The organism is Pseudomonas sp. Pseusp16, from assembly GCF_047324915.1.
Taxonomy (GTDB): Bacteria; Pseudomonadota; Gammaproteobacteria; order Pseudomonadales; family Pseudomonadaceae; genus Aquipseudomonas; species Aquipseudomonas fluorescens_CD.
In genome coordinates this window covers 2,400,605-2,416,554 of sequence record NZ_CP168522.1, presented here as the reverse complement: position 1 = coordinate 2,416,554, position 15,950 = coordinate 2,400,605, and the positions used below count along the sequence as shown (strand labels likewise).

Below are 15,950 nucleotides of genomic sequence, written 5' to 3'. Positions count from 1 at the left end.
GCCGCGTACGGCCAGGGATGGCCGATCGCGGCGGGCCCACGGAGCAGGACCGGAGCGAGGGAATGCCGAGCCTGGGCGAGGCACCGAACGTCAGGGGCAAGAGCCCTTGGTTACTTGGGGCTTTTCCAAGTAACCCGCCGTAAAGGCGGAACCTTAAGTGGCCGTGACCGCAGCAACGGATATGTACACTATTAAAAACACGTCGCCTAATACACCGACATAGCGGGCAAGCCACACTCCCACAGGGATTGCGGATTACTCCAAAACAGCCTGCGCACGGCGAGGTGCCGCGTCGCCCGCAGCGGTATAGGCCACTCGCGGTACACCCGGCAAACGCTGTTCCAGCAACGCGCTCAAGGACTCTCCCGGTTCCAGGTAGGCATCGCCGAAGTCGGCGCCGAGCTGGTTCGGGTGGGCGACGATTTCCAGCAGTCCGTCGGCTGGCGGCTCGGCGTTGCGCAGATCCACCGGGGTGCACACGTAGTCGGCGGTGGCGCCGGCCAGGTTACTCAGGCGCCGATTGAGCAGGTCCTTGAACACGCGCTTGGGCAGGCTGAGGTTTTGTCCCAGGTTGCGCGCCAGTCGCACCGGCACCCCCTGGCGGGCGGCGAAGCGCGCGACAATCTCGCCGATCGGCCAGATGTTGTGCACGTGTTGATGGGAGTCCAGGTGACTGGGGCGCAAACCGTTGTCCAGGCAGCGCTGCCACTGGGCTTCGAGTTCTTCCAGTACGGCGTGGCGATCCCGGCGCCCGAGCCAGAGACGGGTACGGGGCAGGTTGAGGTCGAACACGCCGGCACCGTCGCAAAACGTCGGGCGCTGCACAATGCTCTGGCTCAACGGACGGCCATAGGTCAGGTTGAAGTGCAGGCCGATGCGGCCTTCGAGTAACGGATGCCGGGCCAGGACGCAGGCCGCTTCGAATGCCGGCATGTTGGCCATGGCGGTGGCGGAGCTGATGAGCCCGGCCTGGAACGCGCCAAGGATCACCGCGTTTTCGCAGGCACTGAGGCCGAAATCGTCAGCGTTGACTATCACTTGCCGAGGCATGTCCACCCTCCTTGAGTTTTTCCGTAGGCGCAGGCGTTTTGACCGCCGGTGTCGCGACAGGCGCCGGGGTTGCTGCGGTCGCCGCGCGTCGGGCGCGCCATTGCTGCAATCGGGGTTTCAAGCGTTGCCAGACCCGCAAGGCCAGCCCCAGCACCAGGCCGCCTGGACGCCAGGAGTAAAAACTCCAGCGCCAGTGTTCCAGTTGCCCGGTCATGCGTTCGTGCAGTTGATGGCTGGAGTTTTCCAGGCTGACCCGGGACGCATCGATCCAGCACCAGTTGTCTTCCAGGCCCCAGCGAATCCACTCTTCGAGCAGCACCCGGCCGCTGCCCAGGTCGGCATATTGCGGCAGGAACGCCAAATTGTAGTCGTACAGTCGACCCTGTTCCAGCAAGCCAAGGCGATAGCTGATGCAGCGCCCCTCCAGTTCCAGCACCACCACGCGCACCAGGCCTCGGGCCGCGAGGGCGGTGAAGGCGCGGTCCATCCACTGGCGATGGCGCGCATCGGAAAAGATCCCGACGCCTTCATCGCCTTTCCAGCTCACCGCTTCGACCTCACTGATTTCCTGCAACAGCGGCCCCATGGTCAGGGCGTCGGGAGTAATCCGCCGCACCTGGGCACCGCACGCGGCAATGCGTTTGCGTGCGCGGCGCAGTTTGTAGCGCGGGTCGCCGGAGACTTCCTGATGGTCGGCCTCGCTGATCAGGTGCACCGGCACTCGACAGCTCAGGCGTTGTTCGAAGGTCGAACTCAGCGCCTGCCACGGTGCCAGGGCCTGTGCCTGGGCCGTGGAACCGGCCAGTTCGTTGAGTTGCAGCACGGCATGGGGCAGGCGTTGACGGATCTGCGTCAGCGCCTTGCGTAAATTGTCACTGTCCAGCCTTGTCAGCAGTGCGAGGCGGTCGGCGAGGGGATAGCCCAAATGATGCAGGACCCGAAACGGCAAACGCGCAAAGCGCTCCATGGATGCCACCAGCGGCAGGCACAGCGCCAGTTCGTCACCCTGCCAGCCGAGCAGCACGTGCAACTGCGCGTCGGGCTTGAGTGCCAGTTCCGATGCGTACAACCAGGCCAGGGTGTTGAACGGCGTGTGGTCCGTTACGCGCTGGCGCAACGCTTCGTAAGCCGCTACCGGAAAATCGTCGGTGCACAGGGAAGTGCGCCATTCGAATCGTGCAGACATAAGGTCAGCTCGCCTCGGCCGGAACAGGAGAGGGTGCCGGTTTGCGCAAGGCATCCAGGCGTGAACCGCTGTAGCGGGTTTCGCGGAAGAAGCGCCAGCCGAACAGGTGGTAGATGTTCATGATCCGTCCTTGCTCGCGATACCCCATGCGCATGTGCAGCTTGAGCGCGGGAATGTTGTGGGACTCGCAGATATCCACCACTTTGTTGCAGCCTTGATCAGCCATGGCTTTCCACAGGTTCAGCTGGAAATCGACCGACAGCGTGGTGCCCCGGTAGGCAGGAATCTGCTCGAGAGCGAACTCGAAGAACTCGCCTGGCTTCACCGGGAACAAGCAGCCGTAGTAATGACGGTCGAGATAATCGCGTGTGCTGCCCCAGATAAAGGCCACGGCATCGCCGTTTTCATCCAGGTACATGTGCCCGGTGTACCCTTCGCACGCCAACTCGGCCATGGTGCCCACGCGATCACCGAAGTGCCTGGCGAACGCTACGGCGTTTTGTGGAGTGATGGTTTCCAGTCGCAGCGGTGAATAGGGCCGAAGCTTGTGTGGCGGTACCGGGCTCACCAGGTCGCGCTCCATCCACAACAGTTCTTCGTGGAAAAACACGTAGTGTTTCCACAACTTGCCGACGGTGGCGCGCAGGCCTTTTTGCTTGATGTGGTCGCTGAGTTTTTTCAGAACATTCATGTTTTTGACTCCTCACGGTGTTGGTCGCGAGTGGAGTGACTCAATGCACGACGAATCGTCTACACGGCAAAAATCAATGACGTTCATGTGGCGCTCCAGCTGAGGGTAAACAGGGTTTCTCCTGGCAAATCGAAGCTGATGCGACCCTCCAGGCATTTGAAAGATGCGTCGCGACTGCGGTTGTCGGCGCCGAAATAGCGCAATGATCCCAGGGTCAATGGGCATTGCGCGCCAGCCAGGCTCACACGTTGCAAGCGCGAGCCTTTGTTGACGCCAAGCAGGCTGCGTTGCTGCCCGGCAGACATGGCCAGCACGTCAACCTCGAAGGCGTCGTTATCCAGGCGCATGACATCCTGCAGCCAATGCTGGCGGATAAATTGCTGCGCCAGGCCTACGGGCTTGAGCTCGAATTCATCCTTGCCGAGCACGCGGAACATGCCCTTGGGATACTCGGGTTCGTCGTCGGCCTGGAACCAGCCGAGCATGTCGAGCAAGCCGTCCCGGGACGCATTGATGATGACCGAGGCCCACCATAACGAGGCGTAGTGAGTTTCCTGATCGTAAGGGCTGAGGCTGGCCCCGCTGGACATGTTGGTCTGGTCCAGCAACAAGGCCTTGCGCGGTCGTCCCTGGGCGTCGAGCCCCACCAGCTCTGCCGCTTTGCGTACGCTATCGCGGTAGACACGGGTCGCCAGCAGGTCGCGGACCATCCATTCGTGCCACGCCAGCGCATCGATCCTGTCGCCGGACTCGGCCAGCAGGCGTCGGGCCCAGTCGATGCCGCGCTTGTCGGCGGCATTGTCGACGAACGGGCCATTGACGAACCGGGAGCTGGCCGGCATGGCGATGCGTACGCCGGCTTTGGCGTTGTCCGGGTTGCTGCGCACTTGCCAGGCCATGCTGTTGAAGATGCGCTGGTAGCTGGCGTAGTCCGGGTAGTTGAGGTTCGGTTCGTCGGCAAAGCTGATGTAGTGCGTGCCCTTGCCGCCCAGTGCGCGCGTGGCGGCGAGCCAGGCGTCGAGGCCGGCGTTGCTGGTGGCGTCGGCGCGCAGTTTGGCCTGGCGCTGACTGCCGGCCAGCAGGGTGATGTCCTGAATGATGCCGAAGCGATCCTGATACAGGCGGCGGAACACGTCTTCGTAATGTGGCCGCGTGGCCATGATGTCGACCAGGCTGTAATAGGTTCCAGCCTGTGGTTGCAGGGCATCGAGCACGGTGAAACTGGAATCCGGCGGCCGCGCATAGGGCAGGGCGATACCCAGGTTCGGGGTCTTGCCGAGCACCTCCTGGTGCAGCGTCAGCCGGGTCTCGCCCTCGTCTTCGCGCAAGGGTTTGAGCTGTTGCGGATTCCGGGCGAACAGGTTGGCCGTGCCGTCGAGCCAGAATGCGACCTTGCCGCTGCCGAGCAGGTGCAGGCGCCAGACTTGATCGGTGGTTGCAACGGGCAACCCGACTTTGTCGAACTGCCAATAGGCGGGGTAAGGCTTCAGAGGCAGCGAAAGTTGTTGGCCGTCACTCACGCGCTGCGCTTGCAACGCGCCGACGCCGCCGTGGAATTTGCCGGCCAGCACCGCGTGTTCACCGGCCGCGACCTTGAAATACAACTCGTCACCGTCCCGGGACTCGGTGCTGAAATGCACCTTGGCCGGGGCGAACAGTGCGACGGTGCGGTCGTCGTGCTCAACGGTATAACGACGGAAGCTGTAGCCAGGAATTTCCAGTCGATAACTGGCGGCGCCCGGCGCCAGGTCCCAGCGTTGACTGCCGCGGGGCTCGTTGGCGGCAATCAGGCGTTCGCTCTGGAGTTTGCCCTGGCCGTCGAGCAAGTAGAGGTGTTCTTCGTTGGCTTCAGCCTGCCACGCCGGGGCCCAGAGCACGGTCAGGCTGTCGGGGCGGTCCGTTTGCAGGTACAGGCTGCCGTCGCGGATATCGGCCCAACGCATGGGCGCAGCTTCGGCGCTCAGCCCCAGGCCAAGACTCACCAGCAATAACAGGTGCTTCATGCCGATTTCCGTTGCAGCATCAGCAGCATCGGCGCGATGTCGCCAGGCAGGACGATGAGCGTTTGCCAGACCGGCACGTGGCTCAACCGGCAATACACCACCAACAGTGCCAGGGTCACGGCCAGGTACGCGATAGAGGACGCGGCTGCTGCGCCGACGATGCCATAGGTGGGGATCAGCAGCACATTGAGCGCCAGGTTGAGCAGGGCGCTGAGGCCCATCAACAGCGAAATCGTGCCGGGCCGGTTTTTGCCCAGCAGGTCCAGGCGCAGAATGCTCGCGTAGCACAGGCCCAACAGGCCTGGCAGCAGCGCCAGCAACGCCGGGTATGCAGGCTGATAGGCCTCGCCAAACAGCGTCACGATCAACCATTCACCGACCACTGCCATGGCCAGGCAAGCGCCGATCATCACCGTAGCGGTCAAGCGCAAGGCCAGTGGCGTGACTTTTTCGATGCCTTCCTCCTGTTGCAGCAGGCGCTTCATCAGCGGCGTGGTCACTGCTTCCGGAACGATCAGCAGCAACTCGGCGGCCGCGCTGGCCATGGCGTAGTGACCCAGTGCCGTGGTGCCGAGCAGGGCGCCGATGAACAGGTAGTCGGAGCGCAGGATCACTTGCTGGAACAGCAGGTCCGGATGGCTGCGGGCGCTGTAGCGCAGCAGTTCGTTTTGACTGGCGCGGTCCCATTGCAGGCTCAGCGGATGCACGCGCCTGAGCCAGACCCAACCGGTCAGCACCACCAGGCCGATCCCCGCCAGCCAACTGATCAACGCCGCCTCCAGGGCCGCGCTTTTCCACATCCAGAACAGGGCAAGGAACACCAGCAGCGGTGCCAGCGACTCGATCAGGCGCAAGGCATTGAAGGCGACCACGCCGCCCGAGGCGTTGTGCAGGGTCAGCAAACCGCTTTTGAGCACGGTCAGCGGCACCGCCAGCAGCAACAGCCAGGCGAGCAGGCCCAATTGCGTGGTGATTTCCAGTTCGCTGCCGAACTCGCGAGTCAGTGCCACCACCAGCAAGGTCAGCAACGCCGCCAGCAGACAACCGAACAGCAGCACCTGGCTGAGCAGCAAGCCCATTGGTCGTTGCTTGGCCGCCTGATAGCCCACCGCTGAATTCAGGCCGCCGCTGGTGGCGGCGCTGATCAGGTCGGGCAGGGCGCTGAGCAAGGCAAACAAGCCACGTTCGCTGGGGCCGAGAATCCGTGCCAGCAACACGTTACGCAGCAAGCGCAGGGCGATCATCGCCAGTTTGGTGCCCATGCTCAGGGCCAGGTGCCTGAGGTAGTTGTTGCGGCTCATGGACGTGCACCACGATAGATGCGCCAGGACAGCAACTCGGGATTGCGCGCGGTACGCTGGCTGACGCCGAAGCGTGGCAGGGCCAGTGGATCTTCGGCCCCTCGATAAATCCCGGTGCCGGTACCCAGGGCAAACGGGAAGTCATGCCTGGCCACCTGTTGGCGCACCCGCGCATCGTTGTCGCCATTGGGGTAGCAGTAAACCGGCAACGGCCGGTTGCAGCCATGGAGCAGCGCGTCGCGACTGCGGCTCAGTTCTTCATCCAGGCGTTGATCGTCGAGGCCGGTGAGGATGGCGTGGCTGGCACCGTGGGGGCCGAAGCGCACCAGGCCGGAGGCTTCCAGGTAACGCACTTGCTGCCAGTCCAGCGCCTGGGGCAACGACTCGTGCGGGCAGTCGTCGGTCAGGCGATTGAGGTCCAGCGGCGACAGGGTTTTGAGGCTCTGCAAAAAGTTCAGCAACGCCAGGCTGCGGCGTTGCGGATCCGGGTCATCGCAGCGTGTCGGCAACGGGCGCCCCAGGTGCTGCAAGCGTTCGACCAGTTTCTGCCGTGCCTGTTCGCCATGGCTGTTCCACAGGGTTTCGCCGATGCTTTCCCACCAGAACCGCTGGCGGCTACCGATGAAGTCGGTGGACAGAAAGATGCTCGCCGGCACCTGGTGTTTCTGCAGCAACGGGAAGGCGTTCAGCGCGTTGTCGCGCCAGCCGTCGTCGAAGGTCAGCGCCACTTTCGGCCGCTGCCAGCGCTGCGTATCGGGTTGCAGAATGTCCATCAGCGGCACGCAGTCGAAGTGTTTTTTCAACCACACCAGTAAATGTTCAAACGCCTTTGGCCCGACGCACAGTTCATTGCGGTGGGGCAGTTCGGCGGCCTGGTCACTGGCCAGCACCCGGTGCAGCATCAGGATCACACCGGCGCCGTGCAGTTGATTGCGCCCGACCGGGGAGTTGAGGTACAGCCAGCCACTGGTGCGTTTCAACAGTTGTTTGATCGCCACGGCACGCACCTCTCATCGATTTTGCTCGGGATTCCATTGGGCGTAACGCTGACCGCGCAGGAACTGCCACAGGCCGATGCTCATCCCGGCCAGGGTCACCAGGAGGAACGCGGCCAGGCGAAAGGGTTTGGGCAAGCGGTGTTGCGAATCCAGCAGGCCGGCAATGGCCGCCGTGTAACCGAGCAGTTGTGCGATCAGGCTCAGGCGATAAAAGCCGTGATCCTCCCACAGCCAGAAATTGCTCAGCAGCAACGGCAACAACAGGATCGGCGCCAGCCGACGGATCAGCTTGTGGCTGATCAAGGCAATCGCATACAGGCCGTGGGTCAGTGGATTCAGCAGCTCCCGGCGCTGGGCCAGGCTTTGCAGGCCGCCCACCGTGACCCGCTGACGGCGGCGGAATTGCTTGTCGGCTTCGTCCACACCCTGGTCGATTACCCGGGCCTGGGGCACGTAGACAATGCGCTTGAACGCGACCGGCGCGCAGGTGCTGATAAAAAAATCGTCGTTGACCTCAGCCGGCACGTTCTGGAACAGCTCGCGGCGCAGAGCGAGCAATGCGCCATCGGCGGAGACCATGCAGCCGGTGCGATTTTCCACGTAGCGCAGCCAGCCTTCGTAGTGCCGATACAGGCTGTCGCCAATGCTCAAACCCTTGCCGGTCACCGGGATCTCCATGTGCCCGGCGCAGCCACCGACTTGCGGGTCGTTGAGCGGCGCGAGCAAATGGCCGAGGGTGTCGGTCGACCACTGATTGTCGGCGTCGGTGAACACCAGGATCGCGCCGCAGCTGATCGCGACTCCGGCATTGAGCGTCGCCGCCTTGCCCTGGCGGGGCAGATCGAGCACGGTGATGCGCGGGTCCTCGACCCGGTGCGCGCAGGCCACTGTGTCATCGGTCGAGCCGTCGCTGGCGAGGATGATTTGCAGCGAGCGTGCCTGATAATCCTGGGCCAGCACGGTGCGCAGTTTTTCTTCGATATGCCGTGCTTCGTTGTGCGCGGCAATCACGATGCTCACGTCCATCGGTTGTGCCGGTCCATGGCGCGGTGCCGGGTAAAACGGTGCCAGCAACGTTAATAACAGGGGATAACCGAGGTAGGCGTATACCGGTAGCAACAGGCACAACCAGAAAATGAATTCAGCCACGGGCGGGCCTCCTGGCATTCCAATGACAAAGGCTGAGGATTAACCCGGCGCCCGCCAGGTGCAGGCGCACCCAGTGCAGGCCCCAGAGTTGCAGGGTCAGGAGCGTGTCGCGGTGCCTGGCGCTCTGACGCAGGCTCAATGCCAGGGCGGGCAGGACGGTCAGCAGCAGCATCAGCACGGTATGGCGGGGGAAACCGTCGAACAGGGCGGAAATGGCCATGAAGTCGATCACCCAGACGGCAATCGACAGCAGCGGAAAACGCAGCAGGCGCAGGCTCGGGCCATGGGTGCGCAGCAATTGCAGATGACTGCCCTGACGCCACAATTCCTTGCCCACCCATTCCCGCCAACTGCCTTCGTAGCCCCAATGCAGCGCCACGCTTTGGTTGACCGAGAGCAGTTTCGCGCCCGCGTCGGACAGACGCATGGTCAGGTCCTTGTCCTCGCCGGTGCGCAGTTGTTCATTGAAACCACCGACCTTGTCGAACCAGCGACGACGCATCAGCAGGTTGGAACTGGGCAGCCATTGCGCGACATGCAGCGGCTGCGTCTCGGGACGCAAGGTGCGGCGCTGCCAGGCGTCGGCGTACCACGGCGCTTCGGCGGGGGTGTGCAGGTCAAGGCCGAAGACATCGGCCTGGCCGCCGGACTCGAGGTCGAACAGCAGCTTGAGCCAGTTCTCGGGCATCTCGATGTCGGCATCGATGAAGGCCAGCCACTCGCCACTGGCGATCGCCGCTCCGCGATTGCGCAATGCGCCGATGAGCAGGCCGGGCAGGACCAGAACCTGGACGCCGAACTGTCGGGCAATGTCCGGGCCCAGGTCGTCGGAGCCGTTATCGACCACGATCAACTCGCATTCGACGTTGGCCGCCTCGGCGGCATGGCGTGCCGCGAGCAGGGTTCGGGCGATGTGCCGGGCCTCGTTGTACATCGGGATGACGATGCTGATGCGGTTCATGCCCTGACCTCCGTCAGAGGAGCTTCTTCGGCTTTAGTGCGCAGCACGCTGCTCAACGCGAGCATGATCCACAGGTACTTGTGGTTCGGCGCGCTGAGGAACGCCAGGAACAGGGTCAACGACAGAAAACTCATGCTCAGGTGGGTCATCAGATCGGCCTGATGCCCGTCTCGTCGCAACAGCCAGGCGCGGCGGGCGCGAATCAGGTTGTACAAACCCACGGCCAGCATGCCGACGAACATCAGGCCGGCGGGAATCCCCAGTTCACTGAAGATCTCCAGGTAGGTGTTGTGGGCGCGACGGTACAGGTCTTCGATCTTGCCGGTCATGGCAAAGGTCTTGGCATAACCGGTAGTGGCGTAGTGCAGCGGGAACGTGCCGGGGCCGGTGCCAAGCAAGGGGTTCTCGGCGATCATGGCGCTGCCGACCACAACGTAGGAGGCGCGACGGCCAAGTGACTGGTCCTGACTCTTGGCCCCGGAGCTGAGGATGCTCAGCGACTGGATACGCTCCACGTAACCGGCCGGCATCGCATAGAGCCCAAGCGGAATCACAATTGCCAGGCCGAGCATGGCAAAGCCCAGGTGGCGCGGACGAATGCCTGGCAACTGCGCGCGGTAATGCCACGCGCCGATCAACAGGCTGAGGAGCAACACCACCAGCCCCGAACGGGATTCGGTCTTGGTCATGCCGCCCAGCAGCAAGAGGGCACAGGCCCCCCAGAACAGCCGGTGCAACCGGTTCGGGCTGCGGACCACCAGCCACAGCGCCATGGGCACGGCGAAGGCGATCAACAGGGCAAAGTGGTTCGGGTCGTTGAGCATGCCCGACGCACGGCCATCGTCCTGGTATTTGGCAGAGAACATCGCCATGGCGCAGGTCACCGCGACACTGATGGCAACCAGTTTGGCGAACATCTCGAGGTTCAACTCACGCCCGACCAGCAGGGTGATGACAAACAGAATCAGGCCGACGCTCAATTCGCGCAGGTGGTCCAGGGAGAAGCCCATGTCGTCGGTGTTGAGCATGCTGAGCAGGTACAACGCCATGAACCCGATCAGCAAACGCCAGATATTGCTGCGCAGGCGCTCGGCCGGCAGTTGGTGAATCGCCAGTTGCAGCATCAGGATCAGCGCCAGCGAAGCCCCGAGGAACTTGGAACCCGACAAGGCGTTGTCCTTGAACAGACCTTCGAAAGGCAGGATGGCGACAATGCCCAGCAGGCCCCAGGCCGGCTTGCGGTACAGCGCCACGACGCCCACCAGGCCCAGCACCGCCCCCGGTGCCAGATACGGATAAGGGCTGGCCAGCAAACCGAGGCAGACCAGGCCAAGCAAGCTGACGATCGAGAGCGGAACAATCACGCGCGCGGCTCCCGTGCAGTCCGGATGTAAAGCTGCGACCAGCGTTCGGCCAGGGCCTTGATGTCGTAGCGATCCCGTTGCGTACGTTTTGCGTTGTCGATCAACTCGCCAGCCAGGGCCGGGTCATCCAGCAGCGCGCCGATCTGGCGGGCAAGGGCGGCACTGTCGGTGGGCGCGGCGAGCAGGCCGTTGTGGTGGTCCTGCAAGACATCGGGAATCCCGCCGACGCCGAAGGCCACAACCGGTACCCCGGCCTGCATCGCTTCGAGCAGAATCATTGGCGTGCCTTCGGTGCGCGAGCTGATCACCAGCGCATCGAGTTGCTGCCACCAGGCGCGCATGTCGGTCTGATAGCCCGGCAATGTGATGCGCGCCTGCAAGCCTGCCTCGTCGATCCGTGCCTGCAGGCTTTCGCGCTCCGGCCCATCGCCGAGCATCACTGCATCAAGTTGCGGGTACTGCTGACACAACGGGATCAGCGCATCGAGAAACAGGTCAGGGCCTTTTTCGCTACTCAGGCGCCCGACGTATCCGGCCAGCCAGCGTTGACGTTCGCCACTGTGCGGCAGCAAATCGTGGGTCGCCGGCAGGCCATTGGGGATCACTTGCAGTTTGTCCGCGCGCACATTGGCCTGACGGTGCAGCGCGGCAATGCTTTCGGCGACACACACTACCCGGTCCACCGAGGCTGTGCGGCACAGTTGCAGGCTCAGCCAGGTGTAGAACTTCTGCTTGCGACTGCGCGGGGTGAAGCCGTGCTGGGTGATCACCAGTGGCAGGCGCAACAGCGTCGCGCCGACCCAGCCGAACAACAGGCCCTTGAAGTTGTGCGTATTGATCAGTGGCCGCTGGTCCCGTCGCCGGCGCAAATGCCCCAGCAACGCGACCAGGCCTGCACAGCCGAGGCAATCGACGCCGGCCTCGCGAAAACGCGCGATCAGTTCTGGCGGCGCATCAAGAAACAGCACCTGGTGCTGCGCCGGCGTCGCCAGGCAATGATCCAGCAGCATCCGCTCGGCCCCATAGAAGCCGCCACTGCTGAGCAAATGAATGATCGGCAGGTCGTGGGTGGTGCCGAGCGGCGCGTTCAATTGCGCACCCAATGCACGAGGGCCGGCACACTCCATTTCTTGTGCGGGTTGTTCGCCAGGGTGCTTTGATCGTTGATCACCAGCAGCACCGGCAAGCCCAGTTCATGGGTGATTTGCGCAGGGTGCTTGAAGCGGTGGTCGAAGAACTCACGCACATAGACCAGGGCGATCGCCAGCAGCAAACCGGTGAACAGCCCGAACGGAATGATCAGCATCGGCTTGGGGAACGCCGCTTCGGTCGGTTCGAACGGCGGGCTGAGCACCCGTGCGTTGGACAGGTCGTTGTCCAGCGCGCGCGCCGTGCTGCTTTCGGCGAAGCGCTGGGCATAGGTGCCGAACGCCTTGTGCAGCGCGTTGATTTCGGTGTCCATCTGCCGCAGCTTGCTCCGGGTTTCCTGCAACTGGTGGATGCGGTTCTTGAACTCGGCAATGCGTGCGTTTTTCTGTTCGATGACCGAGCTGATCGTCGCCAGGTCGCTGGAGCGCTCCTGAATCCGGTTGCTGACAATCTTCAGGAATTGCCCACGGGCCCGGATGATTTGTTCGCGGGCCCTTTGCATCGGCTCACTGCCGGGCTGAAAGACCGCCAGGTCGTCCCTGTAGCGGCTGACCAGGGTCGTCAGTTGCTCACCCAGTTGCTTGATCTCGCGGTCTTCGAAAGCGACGTTGTCGACCGTGGTGGTGAAGGTGTAGGGGAAGGTGTAGTCGTTGAACCGGGCGTTGTTGGCGGTCGCCAGGTTGGTTTTCAGGTAATCGAGCCAGCGCTGGCTTTGCAGCAGTCGGTCCTGATACAGGTTGAGTGCCTGCTCCTCGGTGTTGATCGCATTGAGGCGGAACGTGATTTCTTCCTTGGGGTCGGACGAACCGATGCTTTCGAGCAAGGCCAGGCGATTGGCTTCCAGGCCATCGAGACGCACCTGGTACTGCAACTTCTTGGTTTCGTAGAAGCTCTGCGGCAGGTCGATGGATTGCATTTCCTGGCGGCCGACCAGGTAATTTTGCAGCAGGGCGCTGACGAATCGGGTGCCTTGGGCCGGGTCGGGGAACCTGTAGACGATCGAGATCACGTTGGAGCCCGACAAGGTTTCAACCTTGAGGGCAGCGGACGCTTGCTGCGTGAGGGCATCGAGCGCGGTGTCGCGTACCGGGTCGGTCTGCAGCCCGAGCAGACTGCGAACCGGGTTGATCACGTGCTCGCGGACGGGGTTGCTCACAAACCGTTTGAACGGCTGCACCAGCAGTTTGTTGAAGGCGCTCACGGGCAGCGTGTACTCACCCTTTTCGCGTAACTGGCCGATGGTCTGGCGGATCAAGGCCGGCGAACGCAGGATATTGCTCTCGGTTTCCATGTCCGCCAGCGACGGCGGAATGAAGGAAGCGTTTTCCTGGTTGAGGGTGCTGGTGGCATCCCCCTGGGAGATTTTCTTGGACTGCACTATCACCTGGGCGGTGATATCAAAGCTTTGCTTGAGCAACAGCGGCAAGACCACGGCGATCACTGCAAAGACCAGGAAGACTCGCTTCACCAACTGCTTGTTGGCGAAGAAGATCCTGAAGAACTCATGCAGGTAGTTTTCCTTTGGATTCATGGGTCACCTGAGAGTCAGTTGTTGCCGCTGCTGTCGTTTTTATTGTCGACGCGGTAGCTGAAGCTGAAGCCCACGCCCTGGAACAGCACGACGTCCGCCAGTTGCCGCGCGAGCTCACCGGCGCTGGCCAGTTTGGTCTTGGGCACGTACAGCATGTCGTCCGCTTGCAGGTAGGCGATCTGGCTGGCGTCGCCGGACAAGGCCTTTTCCACGTCGTAACGGTGCGCGACCACCTGGTTGCCGTTACGCCGCATGATCATCACCGAGTCCAGGCGTGCCTTGACGTTGGAACCGCGGGCCATGGTCAGGGCTTCGAGCACCGACACCGGGCGGCGGATCGGGTAGGAGCCCGGCTGGCCGACTTCACCCAGTACATAGATTTCGTTGCCGGCGGTGGACTTGAGCAGTACGTCCACGGTCATGCGCCCTGGCAGGGTGGCGTAGCGTTTATTGAGGTAGGCCTGCAGCTGGTTGAGGGTCATGCCTTGCAGCGGTACGGCGCCGATTTCCGGGAAACTGGCGTAGCCGTCGGTGCCCACGGTGATTTCCCGGCTCATGCCGGTGGTGGGGTGGTTGAGCACGGACTTGAGGTTCCACTCATTGGCCAGCGGGTTCACCACCATCACTGACAGCTGATTGCGGTTGGGCTGGAACAGCTGTTTGCGATCGTAGGCGCGCTGAATCTCGTCCCGTGCTTCATCGCGGGTCAGGCCCTCGATTTTCACCGTGGTATTGGCCCCCGGCAGTTCGATGGTGCCATCGGGCAGCACCAGCTGGTTGCCGTTGAACTGGCTGGCAGCGGTGAAGTTCAGCGCGATCGTGTCCCCGGACTGCACGCGATAGGCGGCCGAGCCACTGGTGCTGATGTGGAAGATCACGTCCAGCACATCCTGTGGGCGCAGGGTCTGCTCGACCTTGGGCACGTCAGTGGCCTGGGCGTTGGCCGGTGGAGCCGTGAGGATTTGCACCGGCATGCTTTGGGATTCGTCGGAGGAAGTGCTGGAGCAACCTGCAAGGGGCAGCAAAAGCAGGACAAGCATCTTGGCGTTCATGGCGTCATCCTTGTCTGATTGCTCACAGGTTTCTGTACAGCCATTCGGGCATGTAGTACTTGCGTCGGTTGAACACGCTGCCGACCAGCTTCGCGCCCGCCTGGCTCAAGCGCTGGGCGGCGGCCTGGGCCACTTCCCAGCGGGTGTCTTCCGCGCGCACGACCAGGACCACGCCGTCCACCTGGGTGCTGATGACCAGGGTGTCGGTGGCCGAATACACCGCGTCGCCGTCGATCACCACGAAGCGGTAGCGGATGCCGAGTTGATCGAGCAGCGGGCTCAGGCGCTCGGGTGTCAGGTGTTCGTTGCCACGGAAGTAGCGGCCGAATGGCAGAACGTGAAAGGGCAGGCTGGAGACGTCCACCACGCAGTCCTGCAACAAGGGCGGGCTCTGGGTGTTGAACAACAAGTCGCGAAACCCCCGTTCCTTGCTCAGCCCCAATTGTTGCGTGAGGTTGGTCGCCGACTGGCTGGCATCCACCAGCAGCACCAGGCCGCTGCTCATCTTCGCCAGTTGACTGGCCAGCGCCAGGGCGCTGGTGGTGGTGCCTGCGCCGGGGTTGGCGGCGGTCAGGAAAAGGATCCGCAGGTTCTGGTCGAGCACGGTCGATGTCAGGTTGGACTCGCTCGGGCTGGCAATGCTTAGGCTTTTGGCCGTTGAACCATCCATCTAACTCGCTCCGTGGCCGCTGAAAACCTTGAAGGGAGTTTTCAGCAGAATCTTCAAATCAAGCTGCAGGCTCTGCTGTGCGATGTAGGTGAGATCAAGCTCGACGCGCTGGTCGAAATCGATATTGCTGCGCCCGGAGATTTGCCACAGGCCGGTCATGCCGGGGTAGATGCTCAGGCGCGCGAGGTGTTTGTTCTTGTAGCGGTAGGCATTGAACGAAGTCGGCCGGGGGCCTACCAGGCGCATGTCGCCCGTCACCACGTTGATCAGGTTCGGTAGCTCGTCGAGACTGGTGCGCCGCAGGAAGCCGCCAATACCGGTGATGCGCGGGTCCTTGTCGATCTTGAAGTCGATGGCGTCGGCGCCGTGCTTGTTCAGGTGCCGCAGGGACTCCTTGAGCTCCTCGGCGTTGACCACCATGGTGCGGAATTTGTACATGCCGAACATGCGGCCGCGATAACCGGTGCGTTTCTGCACGAACATCACCGGCCCGGGGCTTGTGAGCTTGATGGCCAGCGCCAGCCCCAGCAGCACCGGGGAAATCAGCACCAGGACCAGCAGCGCGCCGAAGCAGGCCAGGACGCGGTTGGTGCGCGACAGGGTCCACGGCCGGCCACCTTCGCGACCGGTTATCCAGCCACAGCCCTGCATATGGATGGCGGCATCCATGCGCATGCGCTGCTCGGGGTCCAGGCGCTTGTCCCTGCGCATATTGGTAACAGGCACACTTTTTTCGTGTCCGGACATAAATCCTCCGCAGTGTTCAGCCGCACGCGGCGTGGGCGACGGGTAGTCAATAGTCAGTGCGGAACCAGGCAACGAAACGCCCCGGTCCCTCATCCAGT

The 15,950-nt window shown here is 62.8% G+C and carries 14 protein-coding genes; all 14 read right to left on the bottom strand.

From position 1 onward, the window contains the following. Positions 1-255 precede the first annotated feature (255 nt). Positions 256-1,050, bottom strand: coding sequence for a ChbG/HpnK family deacetylase (locus ACEN8Q_RS10795; RefSeq protein ID WP_413705152.1), 795 nt, complete (start codon positions 1,048-1,050; stop codon positions 256-258). Next, on the bottom strand, positions 1,022-2,236 hold the full coding sequence (locus ACEN8Q_RS10790) for a GNAT family N-acetyltransferase (protein ID WP_413428875.1): 1,215 nt from the start codon (positions 2,234-2,236) through the stop codon (positions 1,022-1,024). The genes ACEN8Q_RS10795 and ACEN8Q_RS10790 overlap by 29 nt, the downstream gene beginning before the upstream one ends. Positions 2,237-2,240: 4 nt before the next feature. Next, entirely contained in the window at positions 2,241-2,927 is a 687-nt protein-coding gene (locus ACEN8Q_RS10785; RefSeq protein WP_413428874.1) for an N-acetyltransferase, read from the bottom strand. 83 nt (positions 2,928-3,010) lie between these two features. Continuing rightward, positions 3,011-4,930, bottom strand: a complete 1,920-nt coding sequence (locus tag ACEN8Q_RS10780) for a hypothetical protein (RefSeq protein ID WP_413705151.1) — start codon at positions 4,928-4,930, stop codon at positions 3,011-3,013. Then, the gene (locus tag ACEN8Q_RS10775) at positions 4,927-6,231 is read right to left on the bottom strand and encodes a lipopolysaccharide biosynthesis protein (RefSeq protein ID WP_413705150.1); all 1,305 of its coding nucleotides are present in this window, start codon (positions 6,229-6,231) and stop codon (positions 4,927-4,929) included. Before ACEN8Q_RS10775 ends, ACEN8Q_RS10780 begins: the two co-directional genes overlap by 4 nt. After that, on the bottom strand, positions 6,228-7,229 hold the full coding sequence (locus tag ACEN8Q_RS10770) for a polysaccharide deacetylase family protein (RefSeq protein WP_413428429.1): 1,002 nt from the start codon (positions 7,227-7,229) through the stop codon (positions 6,228-6,230). Before ACEN8Q_RS10770 ends, ACEN8Q_RS10775 begins: the two co-directional genes overlap by 4 nt. Positions 7,230-7,241: 12 nt before the next feature. Continuing rightward, positions 7,242-8,378 carry a glycosyltransferase gene (locus ACEN8Q_RS10765; RefSeq protein ID WP_413705149.1) on the bottom strand — a complete coding sequence of 379 codons (1,137 nt, stop codon included), beginning with the start codon at positions 8,376-8,378 and terminating at the stop codon, positions 7,242-7,244. Beyond that, positions 8,371-9,339, bottom strand: a complete 969-nt coding sequence (locus ACEN8Q_RS10760; RefSeq protein WP_413705148.1) for a glycosyltransferase family 2 protein — start codon at positions 9,337-9,339, stop codon at positions 8,371-8,373. The genes ACEN8Q_RS10765 and ACEN8Q_RS10760 overlap by 8 nt, the downstream gene beginning before the upstream one ends. Then, positions 9,336-10,703 (bottom strand): O-antigen ligase family protein, encoded by a 1,368-nt coding sequence (locus ACEN8Q_RS10755; protein ID WP_413428432.1) that lies wholly within the window; start codon positions 10,701-10,703, stop codon positions 9,336-9,338. The genes ACEN8Q_RS10760 and ACEN8Q_RS10755 overlap by 4 nt, the downstream gene beginning before the upstream one ends. Then, a complete protein-coding gene (locus ACEN8Q_RS10750) occupies positions 10,700-11,794 on the bottom strand; it encodes a glycosyltransferase family 4 protein (protein ID WP_413705147.1) in 1,095 nt (364 codons plus the stop codon). The genes ACEN8Q_RS10755 and ACEN8Q_RS10750 overlap by 4 nt, the downstream gene beginning before the upstream one ends. Then, positions 11,791-13,383, bottom strand: coding sequence for a GumC family protein (locus ACEN8Q_RS10745; RefSeq protein ID WP_413428434.1), 1,593 nt, complete (start codon positions 13,381-13,383; stop codon positions 11,791-11,793). The genes ACEN8Q_RS10750 and ACEN8Q_RS10745 overlap by 4 nt, the downstream gene beginning before the upstream one ends. A gap of 14 nt (positions 13,384-13,397) precedes the next feature. Continuing rightward, positions 13,398-14,435 carry a polysaccharide biosynthesis/export family protein gene (locus ACEN8Q_RS10740; RefSeq protein WP_413428435.1) on the bottom strand — a complete coding sequence of 346 codons (1,038 nt, stop codon included), beginning with the start codon at positions 14,433-14,435 and terminating at the stop codon, positions 13,398-13,400. A gap of 22 nt (positions 14,436-14,457) precedes the next feature. Further along, a complete protein-coding gene (locus tag ACEN8Q_RS10735; RefSeq protein ID WP_413428436.1) occupies positions 14,458-15,105 on the bottom strand; it encodes a CpsD/CapB family tyrosine-protein kinase in 648 nt (215 codons plus the stop codon). Then, on the bottom strand, positions 15,106-15,852 hold the full coding sequence (locus ACEN8Q_RS10730) for a sugar transferase (protein ID WP_413705146.1): 747 nt from the start codon (positions 15,850-15,852) through the stop codon (positions 15,106-15,108). Between the last annotated feature and the right edge of the window lie 98 nt (positions 15,853-15,950).

Excerpts from the sequence above, each read along its gene's own strand:
- ACEN8Q_RS10795 (WP_413705152.1), bottom strand. The coding sequence starts at position 1,050 with ATGCCTCGGCAAGTGATAGTCAACGCTGACGATTTCGGCCTCAGTGCC.
- ACEN8Q_RS10780 (WP_413705151.1), bottom strand. The coding sequence starts at position 4,930 with ATGAAGCACCTGTTATTGCTGGTGAGTCTTGGCCTGGGGCTGAGCGCC.
- ACEN8Q_RS10790 (WP_413428875.1), bottom strand. The coding sequence starts at position 2,236 with ATGTCTGCACGATTCGAATGGCGCACTTCCCTGTGCACCGACGATTTT.
- ACEN8Q_RS10760 (WP_413705148.1), bottom strand. The coding sequence starts at position 9,339 with ATGAACCGCATCAGCATCGTCATCCCGATGTACAACGAGGCCCGGCAC.
- ACEN8Q_RS10785 (WP_413428874.1), bottom strand. The coding sequence starts at position 2,927 with ATGAATGTTCTGAAAAAACTCAGCGACCACATCAAGCAAAAAGGCCTG.
- ACEN8Q_RS10775 (WP_413705150.1), bottom strand. The coding sequence starts at position 6,231 with ATGAGCCGCAACAACTACCTCAGGCACCTGGCCCTGAGCATGGGCACC.
- ACEN8Q_RS10735 (WP_413428436.1), bottom strand. The coding sequence starts at position 15,105 with ATGGATGGTTCAACGGCCAAAAGCCTAAGCATTGCCAGCCCGAGCGAG.
- ACEN8Q_RS10745 (WP_413428434.1), bottom strand. The coding sequence starts at position 13,383 with ATGAATCCAAAGGAAAACTACCTGCATGAGTTCTTCAGGATCTTCTTC.
- ACEN8Q_RS10730 (WP_413705146.1), bottom strand. The coding sequence starts at position 15,852 with ATGTCCGGACACGAAAAAAGTGTGCCTGTTACCAATATGCGCAGGGAC.
- ACEN8Q_RS10740 (WP_413428435.1), bottom strand. The coding sequence starts at position 14,435 with ATGAACGCCAAGATGCTTGTCCTGCTTTTGCTGCCCCTTGCAGGTTGC.